Below are 20739 nucleotides of genomic sequence, written 5' to 3'. Positions count from 1 at the left end.
CCCTATCGGTCGGAACCATTCCGAATCATGACTTCGTCATGATGGTTCCTCCTCTATTTCATTCATATTTCGATTGTAATCTATAAAGCCCTCCTTGCAAATTCAGAAAACAAATATTTTTGAATTATTTTGTTAGTATAAATGATAATAAGAATTTCATAGGAATTCCCAGAAATTAAAAAATTAACTCCACCCGTTTTTCGAGTGAAGTTAATTGTTATAGCTGTTTTATAATAGCCTGAGAGTCTGTTGAACCGTCCCCTTTGCATGTCAGATGATTGAATACTGCATGAACTCATATTTTAAACGGGTGCCCTCCTCAATGCCTTCCGGCAAAAGAGCTCTCGCAACAAGCTTTAAGTCCTCAGATTCTATATCTGTTCTTTTTAAATTGGCATAATCGCCGTCGATACTATCGACTATATAATACCAGGTTTCCATATTTACTCCTTCTTACTTTAGTTATAGCTAACTTATTCCGTTCTGATACAGATACCATAAGCACAGCCTCCCTTTTTTACTTCATCGAAAACTTTGCTTTCTTTCCCCCAACATTCCTGATCTTTTTAACAAGACTCTTGTATGCCTTTTTATTCTTGCTTGAGATACTGATAGTTACACCCTTTTTGATTCCTTTAAATGCGTCAGTATCCACAGCTTTGACATTTTTGCCAACTGATATGCTCTTTAGCTTTTTGTTTTCGCTAAAGGCTTTTGTTCCAATTGCGGTTACTGAATACTTCTTTCCTGAAAGTTTAACCTTGCCCGGAATGACAACCTTTTTTGCTTTTTTATTCCCTGCAGCTACAAACTTAACCGTCTTTGTGCCAGTAACAAGATACACATTACGTGTCTTTTTATCAATCAGGGTTTTATCAGATGCTCCATTTACTATCACACCATCAGGTGATTCTACAGTTTTATTGTTTCCTGAAGGTGCTTCAACAGATGCTCCTTTTCCACTATTTTGTGTCTGCGAACTATTTCCACTATTTCCGCTATTTCCTGTGCCTGCTCCTGATCCGGAACCACTTCCGCCATTCCCTGTGCCTGCTCCTGATCCGGAACCACTTCCGCCATTTCCTGATTCCGAAGAAGAACCCCCACTTCCTCCCGGATTATTGGGACTGTCATCATTACCATCTGATACTTTCGGCTGTACATTGATTTTCATCACTGCCATGCGCCCCTCATCATCTGTTGCCGTTATAACTGCGATACCTGCTCCAACAGGTTTTAAGTAACCTCCCGGCTGTATAGATACAATATTAGGATCAGATGTAGTCCATGCCAATTTCCAACCCGGAATCACTCTTCCATTTGTTTCCTGACAAATCTGAACTTCGAATTCATCATCTCCAACATAGCATTTTGATATACCTTTTTTCACAAATAAGATCTCCGTTTTCCCCATAAGATTTGAAAAATCTTGTATGTCAACGGTTCCATTATATTTAATTGCACCTGCCTCATTCTTTAGTGCTGTGCTGATTGTGAGTTTTTCTATGTTACCTTTGTACTTCTCATACACCTTCTGAGGAATGTAAAAATATCCAAAAATACTTTCTCCCGGTTTTAGTGTCCCCCAAATACCTTCCTGAAATACCAGATTGTAATCCACCATTTCACCATTTATCTTATCGAGATATGACAATATCTGATACACATTATCCGTAGAGTTATTTTTATAGTACATCCCTACAAAGGCACCTTCGCTCTGCAAATCCGGAGTTTGCTTCGTTATACCGGTTACATAAGCACTTACATCCTTAAATTTATAATCAAGCTTCTTTCCACCGGCAATTTTCTTTTCATATGCTCTATCATTAGCATTTCCGCATTTAATTTTAAAATCCCAGATGCCTATTCTGTAACCATCCTCAGAAACACTATTAAACTCTCCACGAATCTCATTAATTGCCAGAGTTCCCAATTGTGTAAAGACCTCACTATCAAGTTCTACCATTCTCTCCCGACTCTGACCGGGCTTTAAAATTTTAATCTTGGCATCTGAAAAAGATATCGAATAGTCAGAAGGGGAATTAAGCCATACCTTTAATCCATTTATACTGGTTATTTTTATTTGACTTTGTTTAACATTTTGGGAAGTTAAATTAGTCTCTGTAAAGTACAATAATAATTTACCCTTATCCTGTTTAACCCTATCAAGACTTAGACTGAATTTGTTCTTTTGAACATCCTTTCCTCCCACAGGTACAGAGTAATTCTTAACCTCTACAGCTTTATAAGTGACATTTTGATGTTCCTTCTTTAATACATTAATGTAAGTCTCAACAGTAAGACCAGTTGCTACCCCCTTATGATAACAAGTTGCTTTGATTTTTGTAGTCCCTTCAGATATTCCATGAATTCTTCCGAATCTTTCATACGCAACTTTTTCATTTTCAATTTCATACGTTATACTCCCTTCGGTCCATAAATTTACAGGATATACATAAGGTTTAAGCATTGCTACTTCCCCTTCATATATTGAAACCGTATCCATTTTCATCTTGGGCTTTTCTACCGTAAACATTTTTTGACAGACCATCGTCTGACATTTCGCCTGAATAAGAACACTTCCCTCTACGCCCGTGAATATAAGTCTTCCATTTTGATCAATTTTAACAATATTTTCATCACTGCTTGTCCATACTATCTTGTCATTTGTAATCTCATCTGAGTCATAAGCGTAACTTTTATATAGAGCAGCAGTATATGTAACACCATCTACCATGTAGACAGGTTCTGAAGTATAAGTTGTTCGTTGACCCTCATAATACTTGATACGTATTTCACAGGCATTACCGTTTTGCCTTAAGAAAATTTTTCTTAAATCAAGCTTAGCTTTTTTTTCAGCGACTAAAACCCGGTTATTATCGAGGAGTCTATATGTAATATCAATTTCTTTCGGATTTTTCAAGTATTCTACTAATTTGGCATTATTTGAAGAATAATATTGCCATTCTGTAAATGTATTAGCGGAAATCCAATTATTAAAAATCCTTGTACCATCGCTTAAACAACCCTCAAGTATATATTCTTTATCAGTTGTATTCTGATAGTTGAAATCCATATTAAATCTTTTGTTGTCATAACATCCGATAGTTTCAATCGAAATTGCAACAGACCCCTTTATTGACTTTTTATCTTTCGAATCAAACTTTATTCCTGTACTGTTTTCAAAGGACAATACATCATTAGCCCCTTCACCCTCAAGAGCAACATGAAATTTACCATTTTTTTTCGGATCCAGGACAGTTTTTCCCGTATTATCAACAATTTTGACTCCGCCATCAATATTTTTTATCTTAAGAGAATGGCCTACTCTCAAACTATTAATATTCAGAGCAACGCTCCTTACGACTGTTGCACCTTTTTCAATCCGTATATAGCGGGATTCCTGACTTCCAAGGGAAACAGTTTGTGCTACATCATATGTTACTATTGAATCCCCATTATAAGACAAATACTTAACTCCATTTATTTTATATGCATACAAATCTACAAAAATCGGTTTCTTTGTCTTATTCTTCAATTCTAAATCCATTAAATACCCTTTTTCAAAATAGGGAACTTTATTCCTATTATGCCCAAGTCCAGCACTTTTAATTTTGATCTGGATACTATTATTTGAGAAAAGACTTTTCCCATCTTTGTAAGTAACAGCTGCTGACGCAGTAAGCGGTCTTACATCAAAGAATAACAACACAAAGAATACGGTGATCACCGCTAAAAAAAGATTTTTACTCCCTCTAGACATAAATTTTCCTCCCAAATGTTTCTCCCAAATTTTCATAATTGTACTATATTTTTCAATGAAATTACATGTCTTTTTAGGGGAAAAAGCGGACAATATTTACATGTCCGTGGCAAAAAAAGAAGGCCTGATCTTTTATTTTGATCTGGCCCTCTTTGCAGCATAGTGCTTCTATAGGAGGAGGTTTTAAAATGAATTATTCTCTTTACTATCAATTTTCAGTTACATCCTCTGAAAGCTCGGACTTTCTCGGGAGGTCCCCATACAGAAACCGGAGGCTTGTCTCGTTCCCTGTATGATTGTCTTTCTAATACTTATATCGGAGTTAAGAATGACATATTTACAGGAACAGAATATAAAAAATGACTTTTCTGTATAAAAATTTCATTTTCCTCACTCTTTTATGCACCGGTCCTTCATTTATGACCTGCTGCTTCAAAATCTGTATACAGATTATTCTTGATATTACCCATTATATATATCAGCCTGCAGCGACATTATCTGCAAATTTTATAAGTTCTGCCTCAATCCTGACATAGTCTGAAGCATCCAGCCTGCCAAAAGGCTTTCTATATGTAGCTGAAGTATCTAATAAACCAAATTCTTCCATAAAGCTCTCAAAAATCTTACGCATAGTAAATGCCTCCATACATTCCTTGGTCATCCTGGTGATAACGACATATTAAAAATTCTTATATCATCGTTTTATCACCAGCTGTCCAACAAATGTCCAACTCACGTCTGCACTTTTCTTTTAGCAGGCATGGACAAAAACTTTTGATCATTTCATTTAAAATCACCATACTCTTCCAAAAATCTCATAATAGCTGTCAAGCCACTCATTGATTTTTCTTAAGATGTTCATCATAATACCATCCTCCTATCAACTGTTTCTAAAGTTGTTTTCCCTGTCTCTATTTGGATAATATCAAGTGAAGCATCACACAAGTTGCACACTTTTAATTCGAAGCATTAAATAAAATCACTATCCTCAGTGCCAAGGCCGTAGTATAGCATTTCGTTATACTTTGCGTTGGCTTCTTCTGCAGCCTTCTTGTTATGCCATGCATCTATATCACTGCATATAGCAAGCATTTCATCCACAACAAGCTCAACTGTTTTCGGCTTCACGTTATACAAATAAGCCAGCATCCTGTCCATTGCCTTTGGACTTCCAAGCTGTTTTGCCATCTGCACTCCAAGTTCTTCCGGAAATCCAAGCCTGTTTACTGCTGATACCAGCTCATCTCGTTTCTTTGCCCATTCGATCTGCTTTTCTGTCATTTTACACTTCCTTTTTTGAACGAAATGTAAAAGCGGCAAGCATTATACTTACCGCTCTATCATTATTAATCCTTTTTTCTAGCCACAATGAGGTATCTGTGGATAGTTCCCTGTACAAATCCGTTTTTATCAATCTGTTCCTGCATCTTAAGAAGTTTATCAAAACACTTGTCTACAGAAAATCCCGGAAACTCCCATTCAATGATGTGCGCAAACCAAACAAACGCACCGACATCAAAAAATCTTATTGGCTTAAATGTTTCTTCACCACGGATGATTTCAAACCCGGCATCCTCAAATCTCTTGCGTTGAATGAACAGCTCCAGCTCAGGAAAGGGTTCCGGAGTATTCGGAAGAACCATCTCCACCAGATCTCTATCGTTTTTGCCCCCGACCTGCTGAGTAATGAAAAGCCCTTTAGACTTAAGCAGTCGATGTGCTTCCACCGGATCAAAACTTCCGTGTCTGTTGATAAATATATCAAAAGAATCATCAGCATAAGGAATATTTTTTTCATCAGCACAAGGCTTAAAATCTATCCCTAACGGAAGCAACGTTTCCTTACATAATTCCACATTTGGAGGAAATCCTTCAGTAGCCACTGTGTTCTCATAAGGGTGTCCAAGGGATAATAAAAACTCACCACCGCCTGTATCAAAATCCAGCAACTTCATATCAGGAAGACGGTACTCGTTAATTATCTTCTTGTAATCCCAGGGGAGATCATCTTCCTCTTCATATCTCTCATGGATATGAGAAAAATCCCATCCATGAATATGTGCAATCTTCTCCTCAGCTTCCCATTCTTTTCTTAATTCATTTATTCTTTCTGTATTCATATCTGCTCCTTTTCAAGTAATTATCTATTCAGTTATTTGTTCGGTGCAGTATGTGACAGCATAAATATATTTAACCTCGGTACAACCTGCTGCCAGTATTAAAACTGCACCGAGTAGTTATCTCGTGTTCTCATGATTACCTCCTTGTGACTACTGATTACCAGTATGCCACAGATTTCATTGTAACAAACTTTCCATGGATATAGAAGTCTATTAGTGCCTCTCATCTGCATTTTCAAATTGCTTACAAAACCTCGCAGAAAAAGAAGGGGTTTCTCCTGCCATATTAAGATGTGATATATCGCCTATCCGTAGTGCCCTGAAAATTGCTATGCCCTTTTCACGTTCTTCTGTTACTATCTCAGTTATGGATGTTGGTGCCATAGCCATAAACTGAAGCGGTATAAATGGTGAAATATTCCACAGAATGGACATAAGAACAGAAGTAATTCCGAAATGGCAAAAGAAAGCAATCGTCTGCCCGTTGCCTTTTTCTACATTGAAAGCATCACCGTCTTTATCATAGCCATGTTCTGACAGAAACTGTAAGAAATCACGTTTAACATTCTCATACACTTCTACCATATTGCTGTTTTTGACAAGTTCGCTATTCTTCCATCCGTTTCTGTCAAAGAGTTCAGGGTGAGCAGTATAATACGATGGCAGGATATCCCAGAGGATTCTGCTTTTGAATAATCCGCTCTCAGAATCTTTCTGCAGTTCTGTCTTATAGGCAGCACTGGCGTCCAAAGACAAATTCGGATTGAACTGTGCAGGGAATTCCTGCAACCATTCCAATGTGTTTATGGTCAGATCTGTTTTGGGAAGTGCAACTTCCAGGGTCTTCTTCGCTCTTCCAAGAGGTGACTGATAAATCTCATCAATATGAATTTCCTTAATATATTCTGCAAGGCATTCCGTTTCTCTGATCCCTTTTTCTGTAAGAGTATCATTTTCGTAATCCGGATCTCCATGCCTTATAAACAAAAGTCTCATTCTGTTTTTTTCTTCTCCTTTACCCTTCTTTACATAGCTGTTCTTTGTCCTTTGCTTTTCCTCTGAATACAAATGCAGACGGCTTTGATAAAAAGAATAAATATGTACCCAAGATTATTTTCGTGATTGCATCAACGTATCCGATTACCTTTATCGACACCTCCGGAAATGCGTATCCGATGATACAAACGATAATATCTACCATTGCAAGCGCCAGCATACTAAAGCCATGAATAGTAAACCATGGTATAAAATGAATTGCAGTCGCCAAAAATACTCCAAGCCATATTAGTCTCCAGTTCCATCCCGGAATAAAAGGTCCTGCGATGCAAAACATTAAAACAAATAGCATTATCAAGGATACATATATCATTTTTATTTGAAACTTGGAGAGAGGACCCTGAGAAAGTTTTTTCCTGACTTTTTTATTTACATTTACACTGAAGAAACATATATAATACCCCGCCAAAAAGACGATAGGATTTATCAAAAAATCACCACCAAAAATATCAGATAATACAATCACAACACCAACTAACATTAACCACAGTCCGCACTGTTTCTTGTTATTAAACTCCAACTTGTCCATTTTTCAACCTCCCTCGCGAATTCTTCATGAATAGCTTCTAAACCCAATCAATAAATCTTCTCCATCTTTTCCGTAATACCATACTGATACATGAATTCCCTGATTTCTGCATCGTCCCTTACAAGCATAACTTCCTCAAAAGCTCCGGTATGTATATCCTGAAAACCGGCAACCATTTCCCCATTACAAATGCTAGCCTTGATCACAGGCCTTTTATTTTCTTTATCATAAGTTTTCTTTTCAGAATTTTTCTTGAAAAACATATATTAGAATGCCCTCACATATCCAATCTCTGTATAAATCATACCGTGTTTACTCTGCTCTGATTTCATCAATGATATCCCCTTAACTCTCATTGACTCCTCGATAATTTCATCAGACTGTATCGGAATATTCTTAACTCCGCCAGCCCTTCTGACAAGTGTTATATGGGACATGAATTTCTTTTTATCAAAATCGATGTCATTATCCGAAAGAGCGTGTCTAAGCCGTTTTACGTAATCACTAAGATCCGGATTATCTACAACGCTGGCGAATATCATGTCCTTGAAACGCATCATTCCTGACACTTTTATGGTAAAAGATCTAAGAGGCACATCACGCATTATTTCCTCTATCTTTTCTGGCTCATCGCTCTCACCAATAAATACCAAAGTCATGTGAAGATTCTCTTCACGAGTGAAATTGCCGCTTACTCCGCTTCTTATGAGATCATCCTGCATCTCGATAAGAGCATCCGTCATGTTTTCATCAAAGTTTATCGCTATAAACAGGCGCATAAAGCCTCCTTATCCTACACCGCTCACCATGAATACAATTTCTTTATTACAAAAGAGCTTCCTTCCATACATCCTCTTTAAAGCCTGCAATAACAGTCTTATCCGTAATAAGCAGCGGTCTCTTTACAAGCATCCCATCTGACGCAAGCAGATCCAGCATTTCATCATCAGTCATATCCGGAAGCTTCTTAGACAGCTCCATTTCTCTATATAACTTTCCGCTGGTATTAAAGAATTTCTTTAAAGGAAGACCACTCCTGGCGTTGAGATCCTTCACTGTATCCTTATCCGGATGCTGCTCCTTTATATCAAGACTTTCATATTTTATTCCGTTAGCATCAAGCCATTTCAGAGCTTTGTTACAAGTAGAACATTTTGAATAACAATAAATCTTTACCATAGACCACGCCCTCCATTTTCCGCTGTCAGCAATTAAGCCATGCTGATTCCTCACTGGTTCTGATCTCAGCGATAATCATTTGTTAAGTCCGTTTCACTAAAAACTCATAATAAAAATTCTAATATTTTGTACTGGTTATATCCAAAAAATCGTATAGCTATATTATAAACCATGCGGTAATAAGTGTCAGATATATCTGCCGTTTACGATAACTCCACTCATATATACAAATAGAGCCGGGATGTTTCTAAAACATATCCCAGCCCAAGCAAAAATGATTTATAAAGCTCTATCAGTATAGCCTCGGCTCCTATCGCCAGCTCGTTGCCTCTTTAAAACAGCTTTCTTCCAAGCCAGATGCATATGCATGCACCTACGCTGGATACGATGAGACTTCCAATAAGTCCTGTTGCAGTAAATCCTATGAGCTTAAATACAAATCCACCAACTACACCACCAAGAATTCCAAGGATAATATTTTTAATAGTCCCGGATTTCTCATTCATGATGTTACTTCCAATGAAACCTGCAATTGCTCCAAAAATAAGTCCACCAATAATTCCAAACATATCAATTTCCTCCAATCTCTTTTTCACACTTTTATGAGATATTTCTATCCCACTATTTATAATAGTTATCCTGCGATCGATTTCAATGATCTATTAGATATATAAGGTTACATATCCAATTCAAATCTTTTTATTTTACATCATCGGTAGATTTCTTCCTTTACGCCATTGTTAAGTCTGAAACCAACCGGTTCTGCATTAAGAACTGTCTTCTCTTCTATGCCCTTTGGAACTTCAGGTTCGTTTTCATCTGATTCGATATAACCAGGAGCTTCATCCATTATGAAGGCCAGCAATATATATACTACTATACTGGTTCCCCAGGCGAATGCCAGGATACCCCAAATAAGCCTTACGATAAATGGATCAATTCCAAAATACTCAGCTATTCCACCACATACACCGCAGATTTTTTTATCATTACTTTTGTATAATCTCTTTCCACTCATAAATAATACCCCACTTCTCTACAACGGTTACTTGTTTATATAACGAATATAACCCTCAATTGTCTTCACATAAATTCTCTATGTTGCAAAATTGATATGTCTATTTTTCTTTTACCGTAGCTTTTCGGTATCTTTGTATAGCTGAATATCAAATATTCATCATCAAAACCGCAAAAGCGCTCCCTGCCTGATTCAAATTTCATCAGCCAAGGGAGCGCCGTTCATAAAACACCCATTACTTTTTAAATAACCCACCGGCAATATTCTTGATATCTCCAAGATCAAGCTTGCCATCAGCAACTGCCTCCTGCACCAACTTGATGTCTGATTCACTAACATCGATGTTTGCCTTCTTAAGCAATTCCTTTGCCTGTACCGGATCGACCTTAGCAATCTGAGCCATAAGCTCCTTATTACCATTAATCTGTTTGATGATTTCAGCAATGTCTGCCATACCTAACCTCCTTCTTTACAAAAACTTAGTAGATATATGAAGATAAAAAAGTTCTATAGTCATAATCTATAATATCAAAAAGAGACTCTGTTTAATAGCGATTATTTCTGCCATTTAATCTCTAATGTGTTTTCTATAAGAAAGATGCTCGTTTCCTTCTTATCGTTATATTGTTCTGATGAAATCAGTGTTATATACTCAGAATATAAAGTATGTTGTTTAAGCCACATTTAAAGGGTCAGGAGAATACCTATGAGAATAAGTGATATACAGGGCAGCAGACTTTTTTCCGGAATGTCAGAAGAAGAGATTTCAAAATGCCTTTCAGATTTAGATGCCAAAAACAGAAGCTATAAAAAAGGCGAACTGGTTCTTAATGCTGGAGAAAGGGCATACTCACTTGGAATGGTAATCACCGGAAGCGTAACCATAGAAAGCAACGATGTATGGGGCAACTGTACTGTCTTAAGTCTCATCGGCCCCGGCGACTATTTCGCCGAAACATATGCTCTGCTTAATGAGGTGATGCTGGTTGATGTGAGAGCAAACGAAGACAGTAGTATAGTCTTTTTCAACATCAGATCAATTATGTCCATCAATAAAATGAGCTCTTCCTGGAAAGAAAAGCTCCTGAAAAATATACTTATCATATCAGCCAGAAAGAATCTGATGCTGTCCCAGAGAAGTTTTTATACTTCTCCCAAAAGCTGCCGCGCAAGACTCCTTTCCTACCTTAATGCTGTAGCACTTAAGACCGGCAAAAATGAATTTGATATTCCATTTAACAGACAGCAGCTTGCTGATTACCTGAATCTAGAGCGGACAAACATGTCAAAGGAATTGTCCCGCATGCAGGACGAAGGCATAATCCGCTACAGAATGAATCATTTCAAGTTATTATGACTTTTTGTGGGCAAAAGCGGAAATCGCCCACAAAAATCCTGCCTTCGGCAGGACACGCCCCTCGCTTCGCGAGGACCTGGTCCAATACGATTCCCGTTTTTCTGGGGAAAAACAGGAATCTATGAATATGAGACTACTCTTTATTAAACCTCATAATCCAGGCAGCTTCTAAGCTTTGTGTATGGTCTTACCTTAGAATCTGCAACTGCCACATGCTCCGGATGTACAGCATATGCCTTCAGAGCATCCTCAGTTTCGAAAGTGGAATCAAGCATCAGATCTGCATTTGAAGATGAAAGACCATGGATGTTAACCTTGATATCTACTATGCCAGGAACCTTGTCCTTCAATCCCTCAAGCCCTTCCTTGATTCCCTGCTTTATAGTTGCCTTCTCTTCTGCAGAAAGCTCATCCTTTAATGTCCATAATATTACATGCTTTACCATAACGTCTGTACTCCTCTTTAAAGCTTTATATCGTTGCAGCTCCATTTCTATCAATCATAGCACCTATCATCATACCTGCAAACATTCCAAACCATTTTATTCATTATCTTCCCATCCCTTACATACATCGCACCAGCCCTCGGCGCCTGTAACCGCTTCGAGCTCAGAAGGTGTAACCTTAACAGAAGTAAACTCATTTCCTCCTGCAGGATGGACATATTCAAAACGTTTCATGGAAACATCAAGCCAGATAGGGATATCATTTTCCACAGCAAAAGGACATACTCCGCCCGGCTGAAATCCCGTGATACTCTCCACCTGATCCCTTGGAATCATGTGCGGCTTAGTGTGAAATAATGACTTGAACTTCGAACTGTTAACCTTACCATCGCCAGCCATCACAACGATTACAGGTTTTTCATCAACAACAAAAGACAATGTTTTTGCAATCTCCGGCTCGGTACAGCCTATCTGTTGTGCAGCATGCTCAACTGTATCAATCGTTTCTGTATGCTCAGTAAGTCTGTCACCAAGGTTGTTTGATACAAGAAACTCTTTTACCTTTTCATTAACCATTTCTGCTCACCCCATGCATATATTTCTTAAAAAAGACAATTATCTACGTTACAATTATATCGCTGATAACTCCAATTCTGTATATGCATTTGCCTATGGCTGGTGATAGCCGGAGGTTATAACAGACTATACGGCATTGCTGCCACTTCATTTTTACTGCATCTTCCAGATCTTTATTTTCATATTTCCTTATTACACCTGCCATTTACCGGCTCTCCCTTCAGTCTCACCACTAGTTCGCTTCGATTTTCTAATATTTCTATTGTAATACATGAATTGCATCCAGATCATTATCATCCTGTCTTTTTGCACACTCAATTTGATAGTATTTAAGCGAATAATCATAGCCTCTGCTATAATGTTTTAGAATTACTAAAAATATCTTATTCTACTAACAACATATGGGGTGTTTTAGCATGAAAAAAATACATCGCTCTATGGTTTGTGTCTTATCCCTGGCACTTACTACTTTGAGCCTGCAACTTATTGGATGTGGCACTTTTTCCTGGAATAATTCTATAGAGAAAAGCTCTGACAAAGTCGATTCCGGTGAAAAAGTCCAAAATATAATAAAGATAGACCTAAATGATCATCAGACCTTCAATGATACTAATAACGATGGTTATGGAGAGTTTCAAGGTTGGGGAACAAGCCTATGTTGGTGGGCCAATCGTGTTGGCTACAGCGATAAGCTGACACATGCGGCTTCTGAATTGTTTTTTGATGCAGACAAAGGATTAGGACTAAACATTGGAAGATACAATATCGGCGGTGGGGATAATGTCACTGATTTTGCGCTTTCAGATGTTGATAACCCCAGTGATTTTCTGCATGAAGCACATATCAAAAGATCTGATTCCATTATTCCCGGCTACGCAATTGATATTACACCAATAGATTTATCACTACATCCGGAAGAATATTACCTGCAAAATTATGAGAGAGCAGATTTTTCCTGTGGATATGCCTGGAATTACAATTGGGATGCTGATAAAAATCAGATAAATGTTCTTAAAGCAGCATCTGAAAAAGCGGGGAATGCTTTTATTGCAGAGGCTTTTTCAAATTCACCGCCATATTTTATGACAATAAGTGGATGCAGCTCCGGAAATAAAAAACCTGCAAGAAATAATCTCAGAGATGATTCCTATACAGCATTTGCATGTTATTTGGCAGATGTTATTGAACACCTGGAAAAAAGCGGAGTGACCAGTTTTCAGAGCATAACTCCCATGAATGAACCAGCCACAGACTATTGGTCTGCCTATAGTGAAAAACAGGAAGGCTGCCACTTTAGCCCTGGTGAATCACAATCAAAAATTATCACAGAACTGAACCGTGAACTACAGAACAAAGGTATTGACATAATAATCAGCAGTTCAGATGAAACCAGTATAAATGCTACAATCAGTTCCTATAAAAAGCTCTCACCTGAGGCAAAGGATGCCATAGCAAGACTGGATACACATACATATCATGGAAACAAACGCAAGGAACTAAAAGAAACAGCTCTTGATGCCGGAATAAATCTGTGGATGAGTGAAGTTGACGGTACATTTTCATTAGGTAAAGAATCAGGTGCTATGGAAGCTGCACTTGGATTTGCAGATGCCATAATGCAGGATATGAACGGAATGTATCCTACTGCCTGGATCATGTGGAATGCAGCAGACATGCATATTGATTCAACCAATGAATTTGATACACTTACGAGGCAGGAAGCGGAGAACATCCTCAATAATGGTGAACCTTTTTGGGGAGTGGCCATAGCTGACCATGACGCACAAGAATTACTTACAGGCAAAAAATACTATGGTTTTGGCCAGTTTACAAGATATATCCGCCCCGGATTCTGCATAGTGAAGTCAGGAAAAGACTCTCTTGCTGCTTATGATCCTCAAAACAATAAACTTGTAATAGTTACCATGAATAGTAATTCCAATGATGAACTCCGCCGTTTTGATCTGGAAAACTTCGATAAGGATATTTCAGAAATAACTGCCATAAGAACAAGTGGTGCTATGGAGAATGGTGAAAACTGGCGTGATGTCACAGACGAAGATAACATAAAAAAATCCAATAACTTCTTTTCAGCGCAGGCTAATGCTTATTCCATTACAACTTATATTGTCACTCTCCAATAAGCCCTGCCAGGATTGTGAAATACGTTGCTAAAATAAAATGATGTAAGGGCCAAGATGTCATTATGCGATTTATTCGGATATTATGCACCAACTCCCTGGCAGATGGAGCGTTTTACTGAAATAATAAATTCTATATCCGGTCTCATCACAAAGCTTTTCATCTTCCGGTACTGACAAAACGCAGTCCCAGTTCCTCCTGTCATATGAAACTCTTCTAAGGCCAATTCCCGACTTCACTGTCATCTCTTATACCCGCAATCCGCCTTTTCAGGTCCATCTACTCCGGACTCATAATGAGCCCTGAATTCCATATTTATCTCACGGATTTCTTTCTTGCCATCAATGTAATCCTGATACATGTCAGCCAGTCCGGACATGCATCCGTCGCATGAGCCGTTGATATTTCCTATAGACTCAGCTACTATTTTCTCCCTCTGTTCTCGTGTTGTGTCTTTTATTAATATTGAATTCATCTTTACTCCTTGCTTACATCAGCTGCCAGCTTCTGATATATCAAATAATCCTCTTCACTGAAAGTAACAATAGTTATCGCCATATCATAGTCCGAATTCTTTTCAAGCCATTGTTTCACTGTAGTCAGAGCTATCTTAGCCGCATCTTTCTTGGGATAGCCATACACTCCTGTTGAGATTCCGGGGAAAGCAATGCTGTGAAGATTATTTGTCTTCGCCACATCCAGCGAGTTCCAATAACAGTTATGAAGATCTTCTGCATCAGATGTCTTTCCGCTATATATAGGTCCAACAGTGTGAATGACATGTGCTACAGGAAGATTATATCCTCCCGTAATCTTAGCCTCACCGGTTCTGCATCCATTCAAAGTCCTGCACTCTTCTAAAAGTCCCGGCCCCGCAGCTCTGTGAATTGCTCCGTCGACACCACCACCCCCAAGTAAAGAACTGTTAGCGGCATTCACTATTGCATCAACTTTTAATTTTGTTATATCCCCGGAATGGTAATTGATCGAACTCATATGTTTTCCCCTTTTCACGAATCAAGATAATATCCTGGCCTTTCACCTATCAGTTCAAAATTGTACAGAATAAGATTATTATACTATGAACAAATAGCCTGTCGAACCCAAAAAGAAAAATGGAACAACGTAACGACTATAGACGAAAGATCCGCTATAGCTGCATGCCAGCAAGATGCAGCTACCTGTAGCAAAAACCGGGAATAATCAGTATTTGAACTGACTAGTCCCGGTTCTTTTTATACAGGTAACATTCCCTGTAATTCAGGCTTATCTATTAAATGCCTTACTTGACTTTAATGCTCTTTTTCTTGCTCCAGTTAGAATATACAATTCCACCATCCTTTTCTTTATAAGTCCTTATACGAAGGTAATACTTCTTTCCGGATTTAAGCTTTTTTATAGTCTTTTTGGTAGTCTTAGCTTTTCCTATCTTAACTGTCTTTACATTTTCTTCGAATTTCTTATTGGTGCTGTACTGGATTTCATAGCCCTTGATACCCTTGGACTGCTTCTTCCAGGAAACTGTGATGGCTTTCTTTTTGGCAGTAAGCTCAGATATAGAAGTTTTCTTCTGCTTACTGTCTATGACTTCATTAATTGCTGTGCTTCCATCATATGCAGCTTCTCCTAAATCCAGGCCTGTATTATTGTCGGCACTTACTGTCTCATGATTATTTACAGCTCCGCTCTCTGTACCTTCTCCTTCACCGGAATCTCCCGATGTCTCATCACCGGCTACAGTACCTTCGCCAAAATCATCAGGTGTCTCATCCCAGTCTCCAGTTTCTTCGCCGAAATCATCCGGTGTCTCATCCCCGGCTCCTGTGTCTCCTCCGAAATCATCCGGTGTCTCGTCCCCGGCTCCTGTGTCTCCTCCGAAATCATCCGGTGTCTCGTCCCCGGCTCCTGTATCTCCTCCGAAATCATCCGGTGTATCGCCCTCAGTTCCTGTGCCTTCGCCTGAATCATCCGGTATCTCGCCCTCAGTTCCTGTACCTTCTCCGGAATTTTCTTTTTCATCCCCCTCATTTACTTCATCATCTTCGGGATCATCATTCTCAAGAGCCTTAACCAGGTAAAGCTTTATATCTCCAACTGCAAAAGTAACTCCGTTAGCATCAACAGGGGCATTGACATAATATTTAACAGTTATGCTGTTATTATCTACCGTAAGTTTCTCTCCAAGAAGATGATCCTCCACAACCGTATCTGCTGTGTCAATTGGAGTTGATTTAATCTCGCTTTCCCCTGAAGAAAGAGCCATAACTGCGCTGTTCATATTGCTCTTAACCTTGATATCATTTGAAAGGGTATAAACGCCATTTGGTATATCTGTAATCGCATATGAGAATATTGCATCATAGCCATCCTGTGACCAGGCAACTAATTTTCCATTCTCTGTCCATGGTGAAAAGCCCTCAAAGCTCCATCCTTCAGTGCCCATCTCTGCAAAATCCCAACTCCAGATTACGTTGTCATAGTGCTCTTCTTCAGGTCCGTCATTATCCTCTACCTCAAGTTTGATGGCGTATTCTGAACTTTCTGCTATAGCTTCTCCGTCAGGATAATACGCTCCTGCTTTTACCTTAATATCATCCCCGTTAACGATTCCTGCATCTGCGGTAAGTTCAAAGCTCCATACACCCTCTCCGTTTACAGGTACGTTGTACTTCTTTTCACCTACAGAAACCGTTACATACTCAACGTAATCAGCAGTTCCAGAGATTGTATACGGAAACTCCGTAACCAATTCAGAAGGCTCATCAATTGTAACTCCTGCTTTCTCAGTCAGGTCTTCCACAAAGTTAGCGCCCTTTAAATCGTCCACATAGAGTGTTCCTGAGGTAACGGTGCCTGTCTGATTAGTATAAATTGAAACCGATTTAAGATTTTGCGAACTGTTTATTGGCTGCGGTGTTCCTGAAGTTGCCCAGTCAGGCTGAATGATCTTGGAAAAAGGCATGTACAGAAGCATGGGACCTTTTCCTGTCATATATCCTGTGTAGGCATAGGTGGATGTGTCAGTCTCCATCTGCACCTTAATCTCATTTCCTGAGCCATCAGAGTCAAGATACATGGTAAAGCCGTCATATCCGCCAAGGTTAAGCATATCCATATTCTTAGTTGCTCCGGCATAGCCTTTTCCATCGTAGTCATAATCGATTTTCAGGCCATAGGCTCCCTCGTACTTATTCACAGAATCCAATGAGAGGTTGAACTTACCACCGTTGGTATTTCTTGAATAAGCCTGATTTAAAAGTGTATTTGATCCGCTATATCCCTCAAAGTCATCAACCTTTACGGATGAGTTTGCATACACACTGTCAATATAAATGACCTTTTCCTCTTCGCCAAAGGAGTAGCCAAGTGCAATACCATAGTTGCCCGTATATACCTGTCCGGCATCAAGCGAAATATGTCCCTCACCGTTTCCTGCAGCGCTGCTGCTCTTTACTACAAACTGTGCCTCTCTTACATCAGACCAGTTAAAATCGCCGTCTTTAGTAAGGAAAAGCTTTTTCATCTCAGCGCCGCCGCTTAAGAGTACTGCATCGCTTTCCCATACGTGATTCTCAGCATCAAGAAGTCTCACCCTCAGCTCATTTGAGCTGTTGTCAGGCTTTACCCACAAATAAATACTGTCGAAGGCAGTGTAGGCAATTCCTCCAAGATCCTTGGAAAAAGTGATTTCTCCTTCACAGCCATTTATCCTATAAACAGCATTAAGACTGTCATTAGATCCGACGTAATATTCGCCATCCTCAATAATGTTTGCAGGTGATGCATCTGCAAGTGGTATCATCTTTTTGCCGCTTGATATCTCAACAAGTCTTACAAAGGCTTCGCCTGCGCTGTTTTCAGGAACAGTAACCCTAATCACTCTAACCGCCTGAGATACATTTAAATCACCATAAACGATATTTTCTACAGTCTCACCTGCTGCCACAGTCAGCTCCTTCGCAGGATTAAATGTTACTCCGTCAAAGGAGTACTCAACTATAGCTCTTTTTCCATTAAGGCCCGCTGTACTTACACGAAAGGCGTTTATGTCATCACCTGTTTTATATACGATAGATCCCTTCCCGGAATCTGCGGTTGTAAGACCTCTGATGCCCTCAGCCTCTCCAACAACAAGGGCAGTATCCTTGGATACATAGTAAGGCTCTGCGTTCTCACCAAAGGTCGCATCCTGGATCATAGCGTTTGTTCTTACTTTACCGGTTTCGCTGTTATCGTTATAGGAATCGCCGCCATTTTTATAAGTGATCTCAATGCTATCCAGTTTGCAGCTGCTGTTGCCTTTAAGATAAATTCGGCTATAATAGCAGGCTTTACTTGCTGTTATTGAAGATGCGCTATAAAGTGTACTTCCTGTCTCATGAATTAATCCTATCTCCTCATAAGAAATACCATCTGAGGACACCATAAGTTTTGGCTCTGCACCTTCTGCTGCTTCACTTACAGCCTGAACCTTCACCTCTTCCACAGGTATTATGGATGAGTACTCGATATAGCCCTCCTCTGCACTCTTGTTGACTATAGTGCTGCCTGAATGCTCGATATTAGCTGAATGATCACTGCTGTAGGTGCGTCTTATCTCTGTGGGATTCTGATCATTACTTGAAACTGCTATAAGATCAAGCTCGTCCTTAACAACATGCTTTACATTCTCTACCACCACAATGTTTGACCAGGGACCAACTCCTGATTCGTTGCAGGCACGAATCCTATAGGAATAGGTCTGTCCGTCAACTGCAGTCATATCGTGGTATCCGGCTATGCAGTCATGAGACTTATCTTCCCAGTTTCTGCCGGAATCGTAAACGTAATCATCAGCACCTGCGATAGTCTCAAAGAGCTCGGAATCCTGATCTGTAACGCTTCCTTCTGCTCTCTGAATTTCGTACCAGGCACCTCCAACAACGCCTCTCCACTTAATGTCTCCAACCGAACCTCCAGCGAAAGAGTTATCGTGGGGTGTTCCATTTTCAGAGTAAAGAAGCGGTGCTTCATCTGTCTCAGGAGCAGGTATCGGAATTGCAGCTGCTTCCTCATAATTAGAAGCCACTCCGTTTGCAATCTGTGCATAAGCATAAATTGATCTGATTATCTCTGTCTCACCGTAGTAATTACCTGACTCAAAGCCCGGCCAGTGATAGGATGCCCAATATCCATCCTCATTATGGAAATAGTATCCAAAGCCGTCCTTGTGGGCTCTTAAACTCCACATCATTATTCCGTTGGTGTCATTCTCAACTCCTTTTTGGAATACATCTATACAGGGACCTGCTGTAACCTTTGCACCGAATTCGCCAAGGATAAACGGTTTTCCTGCAGCGTGAGCAGCCCTTGTATCCTCTTCGCATCTTTGTGCATAATTGCCCTCATAATAATGTGCGCCAAGAATATCAGCTAAATTCTCTTCTCCCAGAGATCTGGGTGACATAGACATTCTTCCATCAAGCACCAGATGGTTCGTATCAATACTTTTTACATGCTCAACCACCTGATTAGTCCAGGCTGTGAGCTCATCATCTCTTTCCACCTGACTTCTGTTTCCCATCTCATTTCCGGTCTCCCAGCAGAGGATAGCGGGATCATCCTTGTACTGAACGCCTGTTACTGTATTGGTTCTGTTCAAAAGATGAGTGATCATCTGCTTAAACAGCTCCATGCACCTCTCGCTGCTGTAGAATTTCCAAGCCCAGTCCTGAAAACCCGACTGAGATGGTGCATTTCCGTCTGACTCTCCTGCCAGCCACACATAGCCGTCTATCCCACCTATCCAGTGCCAATGATCAACGAAAGGAATAACCACCCTTATGCCATACTGATTAGCCTTAGCCAGCACATCGTCAAGGCTGTTTAGTGCATCTTCGTTAAATGTGAGATTACCTGCTTCATCCACACCTGTAACGTAGGCTCTTGCACTATTTTCTCCATTGAAAACAGGGATAGTGTAGGTTCTTGTGACATTACCTCCCATTGCCCTGAAGGTTTTCATGGCATTTGCATGCTCCCACGGAGTATCGCTTGTAGCCTGGGGATAATTCAAGGAAACAAATCTAAGCTCCCTGTCACCATCCATAAGCTTAGTCCCATCTACAGTTACAAAACCCGAAAATCCGCCTCCCTGCGGCATCTCTTCTGCCCTGACATCCATGTTCGCAACTGATGTCAAAAGCAGGCAGAGCGATAATATGAAACAATATAACTTTTTAAAATACCTCATCTACTCCTCCTAAAACTGTTTACAACACGGATTCAGATTTTTAATAAACTCCATAATCCATGCTTCCCTAAAACTTGAAATACCCAAATTTACCCTTCTCCAGACCTGCATAATAATTCCTGCTCCCGACGAATTCACATTATATGTGCGCATCATATAATCTTCTGTTCTCCGTCGATTTTCTCTGTTTTCCTGCGTTTCTTATCTGCATATCTAGGCTGCGGATCGCATCACCATTTTAGCTAAATAATACAATTATTTTAGCTAAAATCAACAATTGTTTTAACCTCTATTTTTAGGTAAAATTACTTAAAAAGTTTT

The 20739-nt window shown here is 39.5% G+C and carries 21 protein-coding genes; 2 read left to right on the top strand and 19 right to left on the bottom strand.

Annotated elements, in window-relative coordinates:
• Nucleotides 1-270: 270 nt before the first annotated feature.
• The 13 genes from G622_RS0113490 to G622_RS0113430 all read right to left on the bottom strand — a co-directional run bounded on the left by G622_RS0113490 (nt 271) and on the right by G622_RS0113430 (nt 10119).
• A complete protein-coding gene (locus G622_RS0113490; protein ID WP_026511145.1) occupies nt 271-441 on the bottom strand; it encodes a hypothetical protein in 171 nt (56 codons plus the stop codon).
• Nucleotides 442-517: 76 nt separating this feature from the next.
• Nucleotides 518-3763: a leucine-rich repeat protein gene (locus G622_RS24725; RefSeq protein WP_049945856.1), complete on the bottom strand. Its 3246-nt coding sequence runs from the start codon at nt 3761-3763 to the stop codon at nt 518-520.
• 478 nt (nt 3764-4241) lie between these two features.
• A complete protein-coding gene (locus G622_RS25815) occupies nt 4242-4394 on the bottom strand; it encodes a hypothetical protein (RefSeq protein ID WP_155831492.1) in 153 nt (50 codons plus the stop codon).
• A gap of 338 nt (nt 4395-4732) precedes the next feature.
• Nucleotides 4733-5044, bottom strand: a complete 312-nt coding sequence (locus G622_RS0113475; protein WP_026511144.1) for a hypothetical protein — start codon at nt 5042-5044, stop codon at nt 4733-4735.
• 65 nt (nt 5045-5109) lie between these two features.
• The gene (locus G622_RS0113470) at nt 5110-5883 is read right to left on the bottom strand and encodes a methyltransferase (protein WP_026511143.1); all 774 of its coding nucleotides are present in this window, start codon (nt 5881-5883) and stop codon (nt 5110-5112) included.
• 213 nt (nt 5884-6096) lie between these two features.
• The gene (locus G622_RS0113465) at nt 6097-6879 is read right to left on the bottom strand and encodes a histidine phosphatase family protein (protein ID WP_026511142.1); all 783 of its coding nucleotides are present in this window, start codon (nt 6877-6879) and stop codon (nt 6097-6099) included.
• Nucleotides 6880-6898: 19 nt separating this feature from the next.
• Nucleotides 6899-7468 (bottom strand): DUF6609 family protein, encoded by a 570-nt coding sequence (locus G622_RS22950; RefSeq protein ID WP_044957683.1) that lies wholly within the window; start codon nt 7466-7468, stop codon nt 6899-6901.
• Between the two features lie 47 nt (nt 7469-7515).
• On the bottom strand, nt 7516-7731 hold the full coding sequence (locus G622_RS0113455; protein ID WP_026511141.1) for a hypothetical protein: 216 nt from the start codon (nt 7729-7731) through the stop codon (nt 7516-7518).
• A gap of 3 nt (nt 7732-7734) precedes the next feature.
• The gene (gene thpR, locus G622_RS0113450) at nt 7735-8247 is read right to left on the bottom strand and encodes an RNA 2',3'-cyclic phosphodiesterase (RefSeq protein ID WP_026511140.1); all 513 of its coding nucleotides are present in this window, start codon (nt 8245-8247) and stop codon (nt 7735-7737) included.
• A gap of 46 nt (nt 8248-8293) precedes the next feature.
• Complete coding sequence (locus G622_RS0113445) at nt 8294-8647, bottom strand: arsenate reductase family protein (RefSeq protein WP_026511139.1); 354 nt, start codon at nt 8645-8647, stop codon at nt 8294-8296.
• Between the two features lie 332 nt (nt 8648-8979).
• Nucleotides 8980-9216: a GlsB/YeaQ/YmgE family stress response membrane protein gene (locus tag G622_RS0113440; RefSeq protein WP_049945855.1), complete on the bottom strand. Its 237-nt coding sequence runs from the start codon at nt 9214-9216 to the stop codon at nt 8980-8982.
• 140 nt (nt 9217-9356) lie between these two features.
• On the bottom strand, nt 9357-9665 hold the full coding sequence (locus G622_RS27145) for a PspC domain-containing protein (protein ID WP_081675320.1): 309 nt from the start codon (nt 9663-9665) through the stop codon (nt 9357-9359).
• Nucleotides 9666-9900: 235 nt separating this feature from the next.
• Nucleotides 9901-10119: a hypothetical protein gene (locus tag G622_RS0113430; RefSeq protein ID WP_026511137.1), complete on the bottom strand. Its 219-nt coding sequence runs from the start codon at nt 10117-10119 to the stop codon at nt 9901-9903.
• Nucleotides 10120-10371: 252 nt separating this feature from the next.
• Here G622_RS0113430 and G622_RS0113425 point away from each other — a divergent pair, with 252 nt between their 5' ends.
• Entirely contained in the window at nt 10372-11022 is a 651-nt protein-coding gene (locus G622_RS0113425) for a Crp/Fnr family transcriptional regulator (protein ID WP_026511136.1), read from the top strand.
• Between the two features lie 143 nt (nt 11023-11165).
• Here G622_RS0113425 and G622_RS0113420 read toward each other — a convergent pair whose 3' ends face one another.
• From G622_RS0113420 to G622_RS25810, 3 genes are all read right to left on the bottom strand, one after another.
• On the bottom strand, nt 11166-11468 hold the full coding sequence (locus tag G622_RS0113420; protein WP_026511135.1) for a Dabb family protein: 303 nt from the start codon (nt 11466-11468) through the stop codon (nt 11166-11168).
• Nucleotides 11469-11564: 96 nt separating this feature from the next.
• Nucleotides 11565-12044 carry a YbaK/EbsC family protein gene (locus G622_RS0113415; protein WP_026511134.1) on the bottom strand — a complete coding sequence of 160 codons (480 nt, stop codon included), beginning with the start codon at nt 12042-12044 and terminating at the stop codon, nt 11565-11567.
• 43 nt (nt 12045-12087) lie between these two features.
• The gene (locus G622_RS25810) at nt 12088-12249 is read right to left on the bottom strand and encodes a hypothetical protein (RefSeq protein ID WP_155831491.1); all 162 of its coding nucleotides are present in this window, start codon (nt 12247-12249) and stop codon (nt 12088-12090) included.
• 211 nt (nt 12250-12460) lie between these two features.
• Here G622_RS25810 and G622_RS22940 point away from each other — a divergent pair, with 211 nt between their 5' ends.
• Entirely contained in the window at nt 12461-14188 is a 1728-nt protein-coding gene (locus tag G622_RS22940) for a glycoside hydrolase (protein WP_049945854.1), read from the top strand.
• A 239-nt stretch (nt 14189-14427) separates the two neighbouring features.
• Here the strand turns inward: G622_RS22940 and G622_RS0113395 are convergent, their stop codons facing one another.
• The 3 genes from G622_RS0113395 to G622_RS0113385 all read right to left on the bottom strand — a co-directional run bounded on the left by G622_RS0113395 (nt 14428) and on the right by G622_RS0113385 (nt 20418).
• Nucleotides 14428-14661 carry a hypothetical protein gene (locus G622_RS0113395; RefSeq protein ID WP_026511133.1) on the bottom strand — a complete coding sequence of 78 codons (234 nt, stop codon included), beginning with the start codon at nt 14659-14661 and terminating at the stop codon, nt 14428-14430.
• Between the two features lie 2 nt (nt 14662-14663).
• Nucleotides 14664-15182 (bottom strand): O-acetyl-ADP-ribose deacetylase, encoded by a 519-nt coding sequence (locus tag G622_RS0113390; protein ID WP_026511132.1) that lies wholly within the window; start codon nt 15180-15182, stop codon nt 14664-14666.
• Nucleotides 15183-15468: 286 nt separating this feature from the next.
• The gene (locus tag G622_RS0113385) at nt 15469-20418 is read right to left on the bottom strand and encodes a fibronectin type III domain-containing protein (protein WP_026511131.1); all 4950 of its coding nucleotides are present in this window, start codon (nt 20416-20418) and stop codon (nt 15469-15471) included.
• Nucleotides 20419-20739 lie beyond the last annotated feature (321 nt).

Source organism: Butyrivibrio sp. LC3010 (assembly GCF_000424385.1).
In the GTDB taxonomy this organism is placed as follows: domain Bacteria; phylum Bacillota; class Clostridia; order Lachnospirales; family Lachnospiraceae; genus Butyrivibrio.
The sequence above is the reverse complement of the archived record's forward strand: the minus strand, read 5'-3'. Positions and strand labels throughout refer to the sequence as shown.